Origin of the sequence: Henriciella sp., from assembly GCF_029937755.1 — a bacterium.
GTDB lineage: Bacteria > Pseudomonadota > Alphaproteobacteria > Caulobacterales > Hyphomonadaceae > Henriciella.
In genome coordinates this window covers 1-17,332 of sequence record NZ_JAPYPG010000012.1, presented here as the reverse complement: position 1 = coordinate 17,332, position 17,332 = coordinate 1, and the positions used below count along the sequence as shown (strand labels likewise).

The window sequence follows — 17,332 nt, the reverse complement described above, 5'->3', positions numbered from 1 at the left end:
TCAGTAAGACCTCGGCAAGTCCAGCACGTGTTCGGCGAGATAGGACAGGATCAGGTTCGTCGAAACGGGAGCCACCTGATACAGGCGTGTCTCGCGGAACTTTCTTTCGATGTCATACTCGGCAGCGAACCCAAACCCGCCATAAGTCTGGATACACATGTTCGCCGCTTCCCAGCTGGCATCGGCGGCAAGTAGTTTGGCCATATTGGCTTCGGCACCACCGAAATGCCCCTCATCATACGCCGCAGCCGCGTCTCGGACCATGAGCTCTGCAGCCCTCATATTGGCGTAAGCCCTTGCGATGGGAAATTGCACGCCCTGATTTTGCCCGATCGGCCGTGAAAAGACCTGTCGGTCTCGCGCATAGGACGACGCCTTCTGAATAAACCATTTGGCATCGCCGATACATTCCGAAGCGATCAGGATGCGTTCGGCGTTCATTCCCGACAGGATGTATTTCAGTCCCTTTCCTTCCTCGCCAATAAGTGCCGACTCCGGCACGAACACATCGTCGAAGAAGACTTCAGTCGTTGAGTGGTTCATCAGTGTTTCGATGGGCCGTATCGACAGTCCCTGACGGCGCGCATCGCGCAGGTCGATCAGGAATACCGACAGGCCATGTGTGCGAGATGTCGCATGCTCGCGCGGCGTCGTGCGCGCGAGAAGAATCATGAGGTCCGAGTGTTCAGCACGGCTCGTCCAGATCTTCTGACCATTTATTCGATATCCGCCATCCACTCTGGTCGCGACCGTCTTGAGTGAAAGTGTATCGGTGCCGCTGGTTGGCTCAGTCACACCAAAGGCCTGCAACCGCAGATCACCTGATGCAATCGCTGGCAGATAGGCCTCTTTCTGGGCATCGCTGCCGTGTCTCAGTAGCGTTCCCATCGTGTACATCTGCGCATGGCAGGCGGCCGCGTTGCAGCCCTGCAGATGGATTTCTTCAAGTATGGCTGTGGCTGCCATGAGGGGCAGACCTGCCCCGCCATAGGCCTCAGGAATTAGCGCCGCGAGATATCCGCCGCTAGCGAGAGCATTAACAAAGTCTGTCGGATAGGCCCTGGCGCGGTCACATTCACGCCAATAGGCTCCTGGAAATGCAGCGCAAAGTTTTGCGACTTCGCGGCGAATGTCCTCGAACCTGTTCAAACCTGCGCTCTCCCGGCAATACCTTTTGCTTTCAGCGCGTCGCACTCTGAGGCCGACAGGCCCAACCTGTCTTGCAGAACGGAAAACGTATCAGCTCCAAGGGAACGGGCACTTTGCGGCTTTCCGCGCTGAAACGCTGGTAACGTCGCAGGCGCGCCCGCAACCGGGTACCGCAATCCGCTGACATTGTCGATTTCTTCAAATATGGGATTGCCCCGGACAGTCTGCGTCTGTGTAACAGCCTCATGTAAGCTGTTGTAGGCGCCCCAGCACCCTCCCGCACGGCTGAGGGTTGCACCCAGCTCCTCCAGGGTGAACCTGCATACGCGGCCGGCAATCAGCGGATAGATCTCTTTGCGGTACTGGTATCTGACACTTTCGGACGTTGCGAGATCGACGCCGAGACGCGCCTCCAGCTCAGCGACTTTTTCCGTTAGCCCCAGCGTTTCAACGAGCGCTGTCCATTGTCGTTGCGTGAGGGCAACAATCATCATGCGCCTGCCGTCTGCCGTCGCGAAATCCCGCCCGAACGCGCCAAACAGGTCATTGCCGATCCGCGGCCGGTCATGTCCAGACTGGAGCACTTCGGCGATCTGACCGAGATTGCCTAGCGCTGCGATTGCGATGTCTGCCAGCGGCACCCTGATTTCCTGACCTTGGCCGGTTCGCTCACGATGATTGATAGCTGCCATCAACACAAAAGCGGCATAGCTGCCCGCAAGCAGATCCCAGGCCGGCAGCACATGATTGACCGGCTCATCGCCGAGCGCTTCCGGGCCAGTCATGAATGGAAGACCGATAGCGCTGTTGACGGTATAATCCACAGCGGACTGCCCATCAGCCGTGCCCATGATACGTACCGTGATCAGATCAGGCCGCTTCTTTGCCAAGACCTCGTGGCTTAAAAACCCGTCGCACGGGTAATTCGTCACAAGTATCCCTGCGCCTTCGCCAGGGGCCGTGATTAGATCCTGAATGAGGGTGCGTCCGGCCTTGTCGCGGACATTGACTGCGACAGACTTCTTTCCCCGGTTCAAACCTTCCCAGTAGAAACTTTCTCCGGAGTCAGCCACCGGCCACCGCCGGTAATCGGGACCACCCTCGGCATGGTCGATGCGCGTGACTGACGCGCCAAGCTGAGACAGGTAAAGTCCAGCCGACGGCGCGGCAACAAAGGACGCGCACTCAACAATCGATAGTCCTTCAAGCAATTTGTACATCGCAAATTCAATCGCCAGCCCGCGGGCTCAGGCGCCCTCAAGTCCGACGATCGCGATAGAACTGACATTCTGGTTCGGCATACCGCCCAGATTATGGGACAGAGCAAGCTTGGGTGAATCCTGACGCTGGCGGTCGCCTGCCCGGCCAAGAAGTTGCAGGTAGTTTTCATAGATCATCCGCAGGCCAGAAGCCCCGATTGGGTGGCCAAAACATTTCAGCCCGCCATCAATCTGGCAGGGTATCTTTCCATCTGAATCGAACTTGCCATCCAGGACGTCTTTCCAGCCCTTGCCATCGGCGGAGAGAAAGAGATCCTCCATGGTCACTAGTTCGGTGATCGAGAAGCAGTCATGCACTTCGGTCAGGCTGATATCATCTTCAGGGTTCTCGATACCCGCTTCAGCATAGGCCTTCTTGGCCGCGATCCGGGTGGTATGAAAATACGTGCCGTCCCAGCCGGTGCTTTGCGACTCCCAGCCGTTCGAGGTGGCAAGCTGAATTGCCTTTACCAGGACAAGGCCTGTCTTTCCGAGAGATCGTGCGATTTCGGGCGTGGTCACGATCGCGCATGCCGCGCCGTCCGACACACCGCAGCAATCGAAAAGGCCAAGTGGCTCAGCGATCATGGGCGCATTGATGACCGTGTCGATATCAATTTTCTTGCGTAGATGCGCCTTCGGATTTAGCGCGCCATTGTCATGGCTCTTAACCGAAACATGTCCGATCGCCCGCTTCAGATCGTCTGGCGCCACTCCATACTTTGCGCGATATGCCGAGGCGATTTGCGCAAAATTTCCAGGTGCAGACCCGACAACACCGATCATGTCGGATGTCGTCCCGCGCGTGCGAACCGGAAGCCCCCCATAACCGGTGTCCTTGAGCTTTTCGACGCCTAGCGCGAGCGCAATATCGCAAGCGCCTGAGGCAACCGCATAAACTGCGCCGCGGAAGCCATCTGTCCCGCTCGCGCAATAATTCTCGACCTTGGTGACCCCGATTCCAGGCAAGCGCAGCCCCACAGCGAGGGGAATCCCGCTCGGGCCAACATTCTGGGCATCAAAAGCGACCGAAAGCCAAGCCGCATCAATTTGCGTCACATCGATACCGGCGTCCGCGATTGCCTCGTCGAACGCCTCGACCATCAGGCCGTCGGCATCCTTGTCCCATCTTTCGCCGAATTTGGCGCAGCCCATACCCAGAATTGCGACTTTATCCTTGATTCCAGACGGCATGATCAGCCTCCTTTTCGTTGGGATGTCGGGCGGGGTGCCGCCTTCCAGAAATACTTGGTGAAACCGCGCAACGTGTCCTTGGACTTGATGCGGAAAACCATGCGCATCTCCTGGCCAACTTCCACGTCATTTGCAGTGACATCGGTGAACTCGGCGGTCAGACGTCCCCCGCCCTCAAAGTCGATATTGCCGTAGAATGTTGGCGGGTCCGGCGAAAAGGTCAGGCTGTCGGCTGTATAGGTGACGACCCGCACAGGCAGCTCGGCCATCGGATAATCTTCCTGTGTAAACTGTGTACGATTATTTGGAGACACGCTGATATCGGACTTGGGAAACTGTACAGCACCCGTTTCCGTGCACTTCCCCCCAACCAGACCGAGCACGGTTTTGCGCTGTCGATACAACGTGGTCCCCGGCTGCTTCTGGTCGCCCTCCGCACGCATGCCCGTCTCTGTTTCAACAAGACCGCGGTGAAAAAGGTAGCGCTGGTAATTGGTGTCTTCGACCTTCTCTGCAAGCCACCCTTCAACGCCGAGACGGGCGGGCAACTTTGTGATCGCGTCTGTCACTTCAAATACAAGCACATCAGTGCCCTGGCCGAAGCTCGTCACCAGGATCCGATCACCGGGCTGGGCTTTCTGCAGCGCGGCGACCAGCAACATCAGTGGATAGGCCGTACCCGTATGGCCAATCGTTGCAATTTGATTGTCGACGAGCGTTTTCGGATCAATGCCTGCCGATTTGATCAGTTTTGCTGCGGCGCCAGGAGCGCTGATGGCAATGGCTGAATGTGTAACACTGCTTGGCTCAACTCCAGCAGCGTCGAGCGCGTCGATGATCGCCTGGCCCGCAATCTTGACGATACCTTCGTCCCGAACCCACCGGGATTCCCAGTCATAGTCGAACCGCGCGCCGCTTTCCCGGAAGTGATCGACAAAATCGACAGTAACGCTGTACCGGCCAATGCAGTTTGCAATGACGTCGCCGGTGCCCACAAGAAGGCTTGCAGCTGCCTCCCCATAACTCATTTCGGCGGGCGAGGCAGCTCGCGCCAGTCTTTGCTCGCTGGCAATGACCAGGCTCGTCTGATCGCTCGACAAAGCTTGCAACAGCGCCGATGTGCCCGCCTTCTGCGACCCGCCTGCATCCGTCGCTTCCAGCTGATCGCTGAGGGTAAGCGCTTCTTTGACAACGCCAGAATTCGACCGGTCCGCATTGGGCAAGGTCGTCGACGCAAGTCGAAGCGCATCAACCGAAGCGCGGTCTAAACCGGTCAGGCAATCACGCCCTGCCTCAACAGCCATTGTGATCGGGTCTTCATCCCAGTTCCCGATGGCTTTCTCACCTTTGGCCGATCCGCCGAGCCCCGGCGCATACCACTTATTGACGGCATGAATGGCGCTTCGCTGCAGGCGCCTGCGCGGCACATATGCGCCAAAGGCCAGAATTCCCACAGGTGAAGTAGTCGAGACTGTCATCAACAATGATCCATTGAAGCGGTGATTTTAAAGGCAGCCGTACACGACCGCCGCATCGACATTCCTAATCATGGAAAAATATTATTACCAGTGTTTTTTTTATAATTTGTCTTGCTGCCTTGCGATCGTTGGCAAGCCTATTGCGGTCAATTCAAGCAGCGTGACTGCCAGCGATTACCGTCGCGTCTTCACTCAGGCTTGGAGCGGGTTTGTCCGAAGAACTTGGCGTCGAAGCGCATAGCTAACGTCCCGAAGGGGACTGTCAGAGAGCATCAAGTTAGGCGTCTTTCACAATGCCATGCCCTCCTTTGGGATGGGGCGAAAGCTATTCGACTGCATATCCTCTCGGTGGATGAAATTGAGGAGACGTCCATTGGCCTACGATGAAGCTCAACCAGCGGCCCCGTATCTGCAGGGTGTGTACGCCCCCGTTTCAGAAGAAGTAACAGCGGCAGATCTTCAGATCAGTGGAGAGATCCCTCGCGATCTGAACGGCATGTTTGTGCAGAACGGCGCTAATCCTCGTTTCTCACCAGGCCCGGGTCACTCATGGTTTGATGGCGACGGCATGGTTCATGGGGTCGAAATTAGCGACGGAAAACCTGTATTCCGAAGCAGGTTTGTAAAAACGCAAGGTTTGGCTGAAGACATCGCCGCAGGTGAAGCCACCTATGTCGGATCTCTCTCAATGCCAGGAGCCGGCAAGCGGCACAAAAATGTCGCCAATACTGATCTGGTCTTCCATTCCGGCAAATTTCTCGCGCTCTGGTGGGAAGGTGGTCAGCCGCATGAATTGAGCCTGCCAGAACTCGAGACCAAAGGAACTTTTGACTATAATAGCACGCTGGAAGGTGGTTTAACGTCTCACGCGAAAATCGACCCAAAAACAGGCGAATTATTCTTCATTTCCTGGGGAGCAAAGCCACCGTTTCTGAACGTGGGCGTTGCCGCCGACAACGGACGATTGACCCGCTTCACCGAAGTGCCTTTACCTGGCCCGCGCGTCCAGCATGATATGGCGATCTCAGATCGTTTCATCTGTGTGTTTGATTTTCCAATGATGATGGATTTCAAACGTCCAAACCAGAAATCGCTGGGTTTCGTACTTGATGACACCATGCCTGCACGCATTGCGCTTGTTGATCGCAAGGATACATCTGCGCCGATTAAATGGTTCAATGTAAGCCCATGCTTCATGTGGCATTTGTCGTCAGCTTGGGATGAGGGCGACGAGTTCGTACTTGTCGGCGCCCGTATAGACGGCGCAACGAGATACACAAAATCCGGTGAAATCCGCGATGACCTTCCCCTGGTCGACGGAGAACACAGATTTGATTCCCATCCATATATGTGGCGCCTCAATGTAAAGACCGGACAGGTTAGCGAACGGCAGCTGGATGACGCATTCGTGGAATTTCCGAGGGTGAATGACAATTACATCTGCAGCGGCGCTCGCTACAGTTACATGCCTCGCATCGATACTTCACAGCAGACCTTACAGGCGAATGGTATCTACAAGTACGACCTCGATTCAGGTCGCCGTGTGGACCTTAGTTTTCCTGATCACCACATCGGATACGAGCAGAGCTTTGCACCGCGGTCCGGCGCGACGGAAGAGGATGATGGATATTTAGTCGGTTATGTCACTGACAAGAATTCGCTTGAAAGTGAATTTTGGATAACGCCCGCAAAAACTCTCGAAGATGGACCAGTTGCGCGGATCAAGCTGCCTCAACGAGTGCCTCCAAAATTTCATGGCAGATGGCTAGATGCATCTCTTTTCTGATCGTCGCTACGTTCCGGTAAATCAAACCGTCTGAAGAAGCTTGATAATGGGCAACGCTTCAAACGCTCTTTGGGAACGGCGTGCTCGTTACAGTTCCGCCCATTACTCCGCTGAACCTGCAATCGTCTTGAATAGGATCAAACATGGCTCGTTGCGTAGATTTATCCATTGAGAACGGGCTTGCTCGGCTCACGCTTGTCAATGGCAACAAAGGCAATCCACTGGATCATGAGTTTGGCGCCGAAATACGTGCAGCCGCAATAAGGCTCGAAGGTACACACGGGTTACGAGCCGTCCTTCTCACCGGCGAGGGAAAAAACTTCAGCGTGGGAGGCGACCTTGGGGCATTCTCAGGCGTTGCCGATCTTCCTGCTTATGTCCGAGAATCAACTGCAGACTACCATGTCGCACTTTCGAAGCTGATGCGCCTGCGTGCCCCCATCATATCTGCTGTGCAGGGCGCATGTGCTGGTGCCGGTGTGACGCTTGCCTGCTTTGCTGATTTTGTTGTGGCAACTGAGAACTCCAGCTTTTGTCTCGCTTACACATCGATCGGCTTTTCGCCGGATGGCGCCTCGACCTATGTGCTTCCTCGGCTTATTGGCACTCGGAAATTTCAGGAACTGGTCTACACAAACCGGCGTATCTCGGCCTCCGAGGCCTTGCAAATTGGCCTCGTCACCCAGCTTGTCCCTTCGGAGCAGTTGACCGAGCAAGCAGAAAAACTGGCGCGTCAGTTTGCAGACGGTCCGACAGGAGCATTTGCCGCGACGAAGCGCCTTCTGTTCGAAACCTACTCAAATTCATTTGAAACACAGCTCGAGTGGGAATCTCGCCTGCTGAGCGAACAATGCGCCAGCGAAGATGTTATCGAAGGCATCTCTGCCGCTTTATCACGACGTCCCCCCCAGTTCACAGGGCGCTAAAGTTAGCGGCTATCCGGCCAGCAAACCAATGCGTCTGGCCTGCGCAACTGCAGCCGTACGCGAGGTTACGTCAAATTTTCGCAGAATGTTCTGCATGTGCCACTTCACCGTGGACAATTTGATAAGGAGTCGCTCTCCGATCTCGCTATTTGATGCACCCGCAGCAACCAGCTCAAGCACGTGTTGCTCTGCTGCTGTAAGTCTGACATCAGCCTCGATCTCATCTGAGGCAGATGGCTCAGACGCCCTCAGGAACGATTTTTTCCGGCCCGATCGCCTCGCCAGCTCGAACACAGTTTCGCGCACTATTGCTTCATCTGAATCGTCGCCATTCTCGAGCTCTGCGCGGTCCATCAGGTCGTCCAGAAGCGGTGCCAACAGGATACCTTCTGAGCATATTGTTCCTTGCAAACCGCTCGCGGCGCCCTTTGCAATCGCGTTCCATGCGATTCTGAGCGCCCTTTCCTGTTGCCCCATACGCACGAGAGCTCCGGCGTATATCAGCGACGCTTCACACCAGACCAACAATCTTGATTGCTGCAATGACTCTCGAATGATTGGTTGCACATCCGAAATGGCCTGTCGCGGGTACAGGCCCAACGCCGCGTACCGTGCACGTAATAATTTCGAACTTTCTAGCAAGCGGCGACTTGGACCAAAAAGCTCGATACTTGAACTCAACAAATCAATTTCCGCGCCTATACCCCTAGTGGTTTGACGCATGCCCGATCTCAGCATCAAAGAGAGACTAAATACGCGGAGTGATTTGCGACCACGATCTCCATGCACAACTTCGATCCAGGACTCGGCCTCCTCCGCCATAGCCAACGCTGCAGCAGCTCCGTTTTCGATGGCTTCGAGATTGATGGCCGTTTCCCAGGCAAGAAGCGCCAATTCAACGGTTCCATGCTGAAGACTCGACTGCATGTATCGTGAAATAAGATGCTTCGATCGGGCTACGTCTCCAACAAGCCAGGCCAAGTGTGCGCGAGCTACCTCAACCGCAGGGAGGATGGCACCGATCGAGGAAGACTCTTCCAATGCGCGTTCCGCTGCTGATATGTCCCCAACCTCCTTGCGCTCAAGCGCGCTCATGATTGCCAGCCAACCGTTGAGGAATGGAGATTTCATCTGCTTCAGACACAATCTGAAAGCTTCAAGCGCTCGCTTCGCTGAGTTTAACTTGTTGTCGGCAAAACAGGAGAAAAAAAGACTGGCCGCTACTATGGCACGGAAACGAGGCTCAGCTGTCGGATGCTTCATCAACCAATCGTTCGCAAGGGGCTCGATGTTTTCGAATTGCTCAAAGCCAAAATCGATTACAAAATTGAGCGCTTCCCGTCTGATCTCTTCCTGTTGCGAATAGGTGTCCACCCTTTGCCCTGTTTCTTCCAACATCGCTGCCGCTCCGGCAAAATCACCCGCGAACACAGCACCGAGCGCGATTTCAGAGGCGAGGGCGGCGGCCGATGAGGAAGGAAGGCTCCGGGTCATCGCCCGAAAGGAAGCAATCTCCCCTTTGCCAGCAACCAGCTCGTCAGCGTGTTCCGTAAGCAAGCGCAGCGCTCGATCTGTGTCTCCCGCAAGTTGCCAGACACGTGCGGCCGCCAGCCAGTCTGACCGTATTTCGTAGACATGCGCCGCTTGTAGTCGAACCTCTTGCAGTTCCACTGGCATTTCACGTTCGGCGAGATCCGTCAGCACTTCTCTGAATACTGGATGTATCCAGAATGTTCGGGAACCGCCATCTCGACGAACAAATCCAGTCGCTTTGCTGGCCTGATCGAGACACAAGAACGCGTCGCTTCTTCGCGTAATCTGGTTTGCAAAATCGACGTCTATTGGCCCGAACTGCGCGACTTTCATCAGAAAGTTTCGCAAATCCTCCTGTAGCGTGTTAACTGCTGTAGCTTCTATGAAGCGCAATAATTTCGGGTGAGTTCTGTGGAATCGATCAGCTAATTCCGCGAAAGACCTGCCGCCCTCAATTTCCCTGGCAATAATCTCCCAAGCATATCTCCAGCCAGCCGTGCGGTCCAACAAGGACGAAATGTGGCGTTTGGTGACAGTTGTGGGTCGGGGTTCAATACCGAGCACCAAATCTTCGAACCGCAATGCGAGCTGCGTGACGTCAATTTCTATCACTCGCCCCATTTTATCGAGGCGAGAAAAGTCAAAAGGCTGCGGCTGTGACGTCGCCAGTACATAGCGACACTGCGCGCACTCGATCGACCTACAGATTTCATCTCGAACGGATGCAGGGCGATTGTCAAAATCAGGAATGAATTCGATCGGCTGAAAAGAGTCCTGTTCGGCCGCACCTTTTGACTGTCCGAATTGTTGCCTGACACCCTCAATCCATTCGGCTTTTCCTGAACCCTCGGGCGCTGACACAAACACGAGCAAAGGCCCAAAGGCAAAGGATCGAATGGTTTCCAAATGTGAGGCTGATGGAGCGATCTGAAAATTCATTGAAATCCGAACGCCTATTCCTGATTTCGAGGAAATCCTGAACTAGACCCAAACTTGATGCGAACTCCCATACTTTGGGAGGGGGCAATGTCACTGAAGCACATCTTTGTTGAACTGCATAACAAAGAGACGCACGAATGATCGATCTAGATTCCCAGTATTTAAATGAACAGCACCGGATGCTTCGGGAGCAATTGCGGCGGTTCATCAACAAGGAAATCCGCCCGCGTGCAGACGAACTGGAAGCTTTGGGATCACTCCCGTCTGACATTTATGAGAGCCTGGGCCGGCTTGGTGTTCTCGGAATTTCTATCCCGGAAGAAGCCGGAGGCGCAGGGTTCGACACCCTAGCTACCGTTGTTTTGGGCGAAGAACTCGGTCGCTCGGGAATTGGCGGTTTTGGAGCAGCAATTTCCGATCACGCCGACATCGCTGCGCCTTTGATTGCGCGAACAAGTAACGCTGAACAGCGCGAACGTTTTTTACCGTGCATTCTCTCCGGTGAAAAAATAGCTGGATTGGCTGTCACGGAGCCGCGCGGGGGCTCCGATCTGACGCGCATGGCGACCACGGCCCGTCGCGAAGGAAATGACTGGATATTGAACGGTCAAAAGACCTTCATTACCAACGCGGTTTCCGGCCAGATCTTCGTTACGGTCGCAAAAACAGACCCCGAAGCGAAGGGAGCCAGAGGATATTCTCTTTTCTTTGTCGAAAAAGGTAATGACGGCTTCACGACAGGGCAGAATTTCCGGAAAACAGGCTGGAAAACATCCGATATGAGCGACATCTTTTTCGATGACTTTCGCGTGCCTTGCGAAAACATGCTCGGCGATGAAGGCCAGGGATTTTATCTGCTGATGGGCGGTCTGGAGCGAGAGCGGCTTTCGATCGGGGCCCAATGTGTAGGCATGGCGGAACGTGCCCTCGAATTGACGCTTGAGCACCTCAAGGCCCGTGAAGCCTACGGGCGAACATTGTGGGATCTTCAGGTGATCCGCCATGACATTGCGAGGCTTTTCAGCGAACTGTATTCGGCAAAACTTCTTTTGTATCACGCCGCTGCCAAGAAGAGCCGCGGTGAGAATGCGAGGCTGGAATCGACGCTTGTGAAGGAGACCTTACCGGAATTGCTCAAGCGTCTGGTTGATGTGTGCGTGCAGCATCACGGTGCTCAGGGCTATATGGTCGGCACCGAAATCGAGCGCTTATGGCGAGACACCCGCCCTCATTCACTCGGCGGCGGCGCATCCGCTGTCATGCGAGATGAAATCGCAAAACTGCTCTAATTGGTTACTGGTTGGCGTCAGCACCCCTCCCAAAGTTGGGGGCGTCTCAGGCCAGCTTTCCCAATACTGAGTGCGGAATTGTGAAACTTGAAACAGGTATTGATGTGATGGCTTTGGTTTCTGATCTGATGGGCGCGATCAGGCTCGAAAGAGGCGGGAATAGGGGAATGAATAAAGGCCTGGCAGCGGCAGGCGCCATCCTTGTTATTTCGGCACGGAACGCGCTAGCGAATGAAGCCGCCGCAAATGCATCGTGGAATGATTTTTGCCGCGACGGCTTGAATAAGACCGACATGACGGGACCATCCAATTTGGGATTGTCAGCGCAAACTGATAATTGAGCGGGTCGGTTATCCCGACTAGCGTCATTTCATGACGAAAAACCCCTTCCGCTACTTCAAGACCTCGCCTGAGATCATCCAGCTTGCGGTGATGCTCTATGTTCGATTTCCACTGTCGCTTCGAAATGTCGAAGAGGGATTGTCAGAAGAACTTGGCTTGAGTAGCGACGCCCTGGTTCGCTAATCTCGCCAGCATGGCCAAGTCACCGTTCCGCTATTTCAAATCGTCGCCGGAGATCATCCGCCTCGCTGTGATGCTGTATGTCCGGTTTCCGCTATCGCTTCGTAATGTGGAAGACCTTCTCCATGAACGCGGGATCGAGGTCTGCCACGAGACGGTTCGATACTGGTGGAACCGGTTTGGTCCGATGTTCGCCGGTGAAATCAGGAAGCGCCGGTCTCAGCAACTTCGCCAGATCACTCAATGGCGATGGCATCTCGACGAAGTCTACGTGAAGATCAACGGCGTAACCCACTACCTTTGGCGGGCAGTCGATCACGAAGGCGAAGTCTTGGAAAGCTATGTCACGAAAACACGAGATAAATCAGCGGCCTTGCGGCTTTTGAAGAAGGCTATGAAGCGTTATGGCGTCCCTCGGACCGTCGTTACGGATCGCCTCAGATCTTATGGCGCTGCGATGAAGGAGATCGGAAATGCAGACCGTCAGGAGGTTGGTCGCCATCTCAACAATCGGGCCGAGAACAGCCACTTACCTTTCAGGCGACGAGAGCGGGCCATGTCGAGATTCAGAAGAATGTCGAACCTGCAGAAATTCGCCTCGACCCACGCCTCGTTCTACAACCATTTTAATCTTGATCGCCACCTCAACCGCCGCCCGATATTCAAATCTAAACGAGACGCCGCGCTTCAAGAATGGCGACAACTTCTGGCCGCCTGACAGCGGCTCATCCGCAGACAGCAGAGACGAGTTTGCGTTTGTCTGACGACACCGCCACGCAGACCCTGATTTGAAGACCAGATCTGGGATATCGCCAAATCGCCCGCCACAGGCGGGCTTTTTCATGGTCCGAAGTCTCTGCTCGCCCAATTTTCCCTGCTCCCCCCCTATTTTCGCCGAAAGTCTCTAACCGCCATTTTCGCCAGATCTCTTAGCACCCGATTTCCCTGATAAGGCCCGATTTACAGGGAATTTCACGTTTTTATCAGGGATCGGGCCGTAGCTCGCTACCTATAACCGCAGTAATTACAGGATCTTAGAGAGCAAATTCCCTAAGCGACGAAACAGGGAATTTATTTTGAAGAACAGGGAATTGGTTTTAGGGAGCAGGGAAATTCCTGGCTGGATCAGGCAAGTTCAAATCCAAGCACTTTTGCCTGGCGGTCCCAATCCAGCGGAATGTCCGTACGCAGAAGCTTTTCGAGGCTGAGGTCAGCGGGCTGGCGCCCCTCCAGAATGGCCTGGACGATGGCCGGCGACAGGAAGGCGAGCTTCAATCTCTGCCGCAGCGGCGATGTCGTCCAGCCAATACTCTTCGCAATGTCTGACAGCGATGTTCCGGCCCTCCATTGCTCGGCCCAATCATGCGCGCGAGCGACAGCCTTGATGAGCGTTTCATCCCGGCTTGGTGTTTCAGCGCCAAGAATGAGAACTGTCTCGACGCCCCGCTTTCGCTGCGCGAAAGTTTCAACATGGATCATCGAGCCTGAGACCAGATCATCTGGCTGCAGGTCCGTGACCTCGGCAATCGCATCGCGATCCATCGTTAGCGTGATCTCGCCGGGCCTGAGATCAATGCGCTGGACCAGCTGCTTGAGGGTCGCAGCCTGCCGGTGCATCATTTGTTGGCTCAGATCCGCAAAGGCGCTTTGAACTTTTCCAAATCGCTCAGTGCTCGGATCCGAGAGCAGATGCTGCGGCGCTGTTTCGAACCAATTTACAACCGCTGTGGCGACGGCCGTCTCAAGCTTTGCCGCAGGCAGTCGCCAACCCGCAGGAGACGAAACGGAGCCCTTCATCAGCCTACGAGAGACATAGTAACGCCAGCGCCGCCCCCTCGTATTTGCATATGTGGGTGTGAGCCGATCGCCCGCTTCATCGAACAGCCTCCCAGTCAGAGGCGCTCTGTCTGAGGTTCCTGAACCGCCCTGCCCGCGCCGACGCCCATTCTTCGTGATCAGCGCTTCCTGGACGCGGTCCCAAAGCGCCTCGTTGATGATCGCTGGATGGCTGGCTGGATAGGCATTCGCTTTGTGGCGGACCATCCCGCGATAGACCGGATTGGTCAGAATGGAATGAACGGCTCCTCGGGACATGACGCATCCACCAAGTTTCTTGCCGCTCTTGAAGGTCCGCCTCTTCGACCGGATGCCCTCTCTCTCTGCGAGGTCTGTAACAGTGCCGAGGCACCGATGCTCGTCATACAAGTGAAAGAGCCGCTGGACATATTTCGACTCATCTAGATTGAGGACGAGCTCCCGCGTGTTCGTATCGGGGTGAGGGTTATACCCGAGCGGCGCAAGCCCGCCCATCCAGAGGCCGCGCTTTGCGGAGGCTGCGAGTTTATCCCTGATACGCTCAGCTGTAACCTCCCGCTCGAACTGGGCGAATGACAGCAATACGTTGAGCGTCAGCCGCCCCATACTGGTCGATGTATTGAAAGCCTGGGTGACTGACACGAATGAACAATCCGCCTTGTCAAACCGCTCAACAAGCCGCGCGAAGTCTGCAAGCGACCGCGTTAGCCGATCGATCTTGTAGACCACAACCATGTGGATCCGCCCGGCATCAATGTCGTCGAGCAGCGACTGAACTGCCGGGCGTTCGAGATGGCCGCCCGATATCCCACCATCATCATAGCGGGTGTCGACCAGTTTCCAGCCCTCATGCTTCTGGCTTTCGATATAGGCCCTGCAAGCTTCCCACTGGGCGTCGAGCGAGTTGAAGTCCTGCTCCAGCCCCTCCTCACTCGACTTGCGGGTGTAGATCGCGCAGCGGATGATTTTCTTCGTCATCAGCCACCCTTTCTCTGCAGGCCGAAGAAGCGCGGACCCGACCACCGAGCGCCTGTGATTTCGCGCGCGACAGCGCTCAACGATCGATAGGTCTTGCCGCGGTACACTGCGCCTTGCTTCGTGATGTCCACAACGTGCCGGACACCGTTCCACTCACGGACCAGCCGTGTGCCAGTCGTCGCCAATTTCGCGGACGTCTCGGGCATCCCGCTGGATTCGATGGCTACAAGCGCCAATCGCGTCCGCTTGCGAAGCCCGCCACGCTTCCTCGCTTGAAGTTCGTAGGCGAGCAGCCGGGCGAGGAATGGCGTGCTTGTTTTCTTGGGCAGCGCACCGAACTCCTCCCGCGACCACAGCTCCAGCAGATACCCGCGGGACATGTCCCGCAGGGCATCCATTTCGGGCGGCAATTCGACCGCCATGTTCAGGCTTTCTCCAGGCGATAGCGAACGTAGCGTTCGCCATCAGCGGGCGGCAGCTTTTCAAGCCTTCGTTCGCCGGCCCGCACGCGCGTGAGCGCGGCGCGAACAGTATGCGGCAGCCAGTCTAGGGCTTCCGACAGTTCGTTGACGGTGACGCCTTGCTCATTCCCAAGCAACTTGATCAACCGCTCGCGCTTGGTGGCTGGCTTATTCTTTGATTGAGACTTCGTTGCTTTGGCCATGTGGCCCTCCTTCAGTCAGGTTACAGAAGCGATCATCCGCTCCCACTGACTGAAGACCCGACCTTGCCGTAGGTACGGGCAGCGCGCTTTTGCTGTATCGGCGCTTGCACACTGACGCTCCGTTGCGCCCTGAAGTCCAGTCGAAAGTCAGCTGTCCGGTTAGCTTTTCCGGTGGGCCTCCAAGGCGCTCTCTGCAAGCTCTATCGCCTTCCGAGCATTTGCAATTGCAAGCGCGGCCAGCTGTTCGAACATCAACCCACAAAGTTTCGGCGACTGCGCCTGGACAGCTGCCTCATGCGCATCTTCAAGAGCGATGGTAACATCCGCCATGAGTTTCTGAGGCAGGTTATTTCCGTGCATACCCCACAAGCGCTCATAGTATACCGCAAGTCCAGACGTTCCCGGACTGCGTTCACTCAAAACGAGAAAATTGGAAGAGGGTAAGTTTCTGGCCCAAGGCACAACCAGAATTGAGAGGTTCAGTCACAACATTCTTAAGTCTGCTTGAAGAACGAGACACATTTGGCCCTTGACCCAGCCCCGTGATCCGGGCCGTTCATTCGGAGAGTCTGTTCGCCTTTCTTTCTGTTGTTGATGGCGTGGTCAAGGCCCGGGGAGTGGAGCTTCCCCGCGGCTCAAGCGAGCCGGGCCTTCGGCGGCGCAGCCGCCGTTCGTAGGTTACGGGGCTGAGGCCGCCGAGTGATGTGTGTGGCCGGACCGTGTTGTAGTCTATCCGCCAGGCTTCGATGATGCGCCGGGCGTCACCGAGACTGTCGAAGAGATGCTCGTTCAGGCACTCGTCGCGCAGCCGGCCGTTGAAGCTTTCGACGAAGGCATTCTGTGTCGGCTTTCCCGGCGCGATGTAGTGCCACTCGATACCAGCCTTGCGGACCCATCTCAGGATCGCATGACTGGTCAGCTCAGTGCCATTGTCGGAGACGATCATCTTCGGAGCACCCCGTTGGGCGATGAGCCGGGACAGTTCCCTGGCGACCCGCACGCCGGACAAGGAGACATCGACGACCACAGCCAGGGCTTCCCGGGTGAAGTCGTCGACCACGCAGAGCGTGCGGAACCGGCGGCCATCGCTGAGAGCGTCCGATACGAAGTCCAGGCTCCATCGCTCATTCGCCTGTTCCGGCAGGAGCATGGGTGAACGTGTGCCTGTCGCCCGCTTTCGCCCACGTCGTCGTTTCACGGCCAGTCCCTCCTCGGCATAGATCCGGTAGATCTTCTTGTGATTGGCGCTGAGGCCCTCGCGGTCCAGCAGGATGCCGAGCCTGCGATAGCCGAACCGGCGGCGTTCACCGGCCAGCTCCCGTAGCCTCTGGCGCAACTTCTCGTCACCGCCATCGCGTTTTTCATACTGGAAGGTGGACCGATCGAGATCGGCCAGCCGGCAGGCCCGACGCTCCGACAGGCCATGCACTTCCATCACGTGGTGCACGGCCTTCCGTTTGGCGTCGGGCGTCAGAAGTTTTTTGTCGCCAGGTCCTTCAGGGCGGCATTGTCCAGCATTGCATCGGCCAGGAGGCGCTTCAGCTTCGAGTTCTCCTCCTCCAGCGTCTTCAGCCGCCGGGCGTCCGACACCGTCATGCCGCCGAACTTCGCCTTGTACTTGTAGAACGTCGCATCCGAGATGCCGTAGTTGCGGCAGATATCGGCTGTCTTCACGCCAGCCTCGTGCTCCCGGATCATCCCAATGATCTGTTCTTCGGAAAATCGTGATTTGCGCATTTGTCATCCTCTTCGTGTCGAGGACTCTGCAAATTCATGGCCGGAATTTACGGGGCTGGGTCA

15 protein-coding genes are annotated in these 17,332 nt (G+C 55.9%); 6 read left to right on the top strand and 9 right to left on the bottom strand.

Annotation, left to right across the window (positions count from 1 at the left end; genetic code table 11):
• From Q1K29_RS17520 to Q1K29_RS17505, 4 genes are read right to left on the bottom strand one after another with little or no spacing between them, the layout of a single operon-like run.
• Positions 1-1,149 carry an acyl-CoA dehydrogenase family protein gene (locus tag Q1K29_RS17520; RefSeq protein ID WP_119379819.1) on the bottom strand — a complete coding sequence of 383 codons (1,149 nt, stop codon included), beginning with the start codon at positions 1,147-1,149 and terminating at the stop codon, positions 1-3.
• Entirely contained in the window at positions 1,146-2,369 is a 1,224-nt protein-coding gene (locus Q1K29_RS17515) for a CoA transferase (RefSeq protein ID WP_119379818.1), read from the bottom strand. The genes Q1K29_RS17520 and Q1K29_RS17515 overlap by 4 nt, the downstream gene beginning before the upstream one ends.
• Before the next feature lie 27 nt (positions 2,370-2,396).
• Positions 2,397-3,602 (bottom strand): acetyl-CoA acetyltransferase, encoded by a 1,206-nt coding sequence (locus tag Q1K29_RS17510; protein ID WP_119379817.1) that lies wholly within the window; start codon positions 3,600-3,602, stop codon positions 2,397-2,399.
• Between the two features lie 2 nt (positions 3,603-3,604).
• Positions 3,605-5,080 carry an OB-fold domain-containing protein gene (locus Q1K29_RS17505; protein ID WP_119379816.1) on the bottom strand — a complete coding sequence of 492 codons (1,476 nt, stop codon included), beginning with the start codon at positions 5,078-5,080 and terminating at the stop codon, positions 3,605-3,607.
• 373 nt (positions 5,081-5,453) lie between these two features.
• On the opposite strand from Q1K29_RS17505, the gene Q1K29_RS17500 reads away from it, so the two are divergent.
• Positions 5,454-6,866, top strand: coding sequence for a carotenoid oxygenase family protein (locus Q1K29_RS17500; RefSeq protein WP_182482234.1), 1,413 nt, complete (start codon positions 5,454-5,456; stop codon positions 6,864-6,866).
• Between the two features lie 143 nt (positions 6,867-7,009).
• Complete coding sequence (locus Q1K29_RS17495; protein WP_119379814.1) at positions 7,010-7,792, top strand: enoyl-CoA hydratase/isomerase family protein; 783 nt, start codon at positions 7,010-7,012, stop codon at positions 7,790-7,792.
• Between the two features lie 9 nt (positions 7,793-7,801).
• On the opposite strand, the gene Q1K29_RS17490 is transcribed toward Q1K29_RS17495, so the two are convergent.
• Positions 7,802-10,264: a LuxR C-terminal-related transcriptional regulator gene (locus Q1K29_RS17490; protein WP_119379813.1), complete on the bottom strand. Its 2,463-nt coding sequence runs from the start codon at positions 10,262-10,264 to the stop codon at positions 7,802-7,804.
• A gap of 137 nt (positions 10,265-10,401) precedes the next feature.
• On the opposite strand from Q1K29_RS17490, the gene Q1K29_RS17485 reads away from it, so the two are divergent.
• The 4 genes from Q1K29_RS17485 (at position 10,402) to Q1K29_RS17470 (ending at position 12,793) form a co-directional block, all read left to right on the top strand.
• Positions 10,402-11,553, top strand: coding sequence for an acyl-CoA dehydrogenase family protein (locus Q1K29_RS17485; RefSeq protein ID WP_119379812.1), 1,152 nt, complete (start codon positions 10,402-10,404; stop codon positions 11,551-11,553).
• 80 nt (positions 11,554-11,633) lie between these two features.
• Positions 11,634-11,894, top strand: coding sequence for a hypothetical protein (locus Q1K29_RS17480; RefSeq protein WP_147372368.1), 261 nt, complete (start codon positions 11,634-11,636; stop codon positions 11,892-11,894).
• Positions 11,895-11,925: 31 nt separating this feature from the next.
• A complete protein-coding gene (locus Q1K29_RS17475; RefSeq protein WP_233350485.1) occupies positions 11,926-12,078 on the top strand; it encodes a hypothetical protein in 153 nt (50 codons plus the stop codon).
• Positions 12,079-12,088: 10 nt separating this feature from the next.
• Positions 12,089-12,793 (top strand): IS6 family transposase, encoded by a 705-nt coding sequence (locus Q1K29_RS17470; protein WP_119379810.1) that lies wholly within the window; start codon positions 12,089-12,091, stop codon positions 12,791-12,793.
• A 407-nt stretch (positions 12,794-13,200) separates the two neighbouring features.
• Here Q1K29_RS17470 and Q1K29_RS17465 read toward each other — a convergent pair whose 3' ends face one another.
• The 4 genes from Q1K29_RS17465 to Q1K29_RS17450 form a co-directional block, all read right to left on the bottom strand.
• On the bottom strand, positions 13,201-14,868 hold the full coding sequence (locus tag Q1K29_RS17465; RefSeq protein ID WP_300396574.1) for a recombinase family protein: 1,668 nt from the start codon (positions 14,866-14,868) through the stop codon (positions 13,201-13,203).
• The gene (locus Q1K29_RS17460) at positions 14,868-15,290 is read right to left on the bottom strand and encodes a DUF2924 domain-containing protein (protein ID WP_300396573.1); all 423 of its coding nucleotides are present in this window, start codon (positions 15,288-15,290) and stop codon (positions 14,868-14,870) included. Before Q1K29_RS17460 ends, Q1K29_RS17465 begins: the two co-directional genes overlap by 1 nt.
• Before the next feature lie 2 nt (positions 15,291-15,292).
• Positions 15,293-15,532: a DUF3489 domain-containing protein gene (locus tag Q1K29_RS17455; RefSeq protein ID WP_300396572.1), complete on the bottom strand. Its 240-nt coding sequence runs from the start codon at positions 15,530-15,532 to the stop codon at positions 15,293-15,295.
• Between the two features lie 556 nt (positions 15,533-16,088).
• Positions 16,089-17,269, bottom strand: a protein-coding gene (locus Q1K29_RS17450) for an IS3 family transposase (protein WP_300396571.1) whose coding sequence is annotated in 2 segments (ribosomal slippage) — positions 16,089-17,020 and positions 17,020-17,269 — 1,182 coding nt in all. Because the reading frame shifts where the segments join, the coding sequence is not laid out codon by codon here.
• Positions 17,270-17,332: the final 63 nt, after the last annotated feature.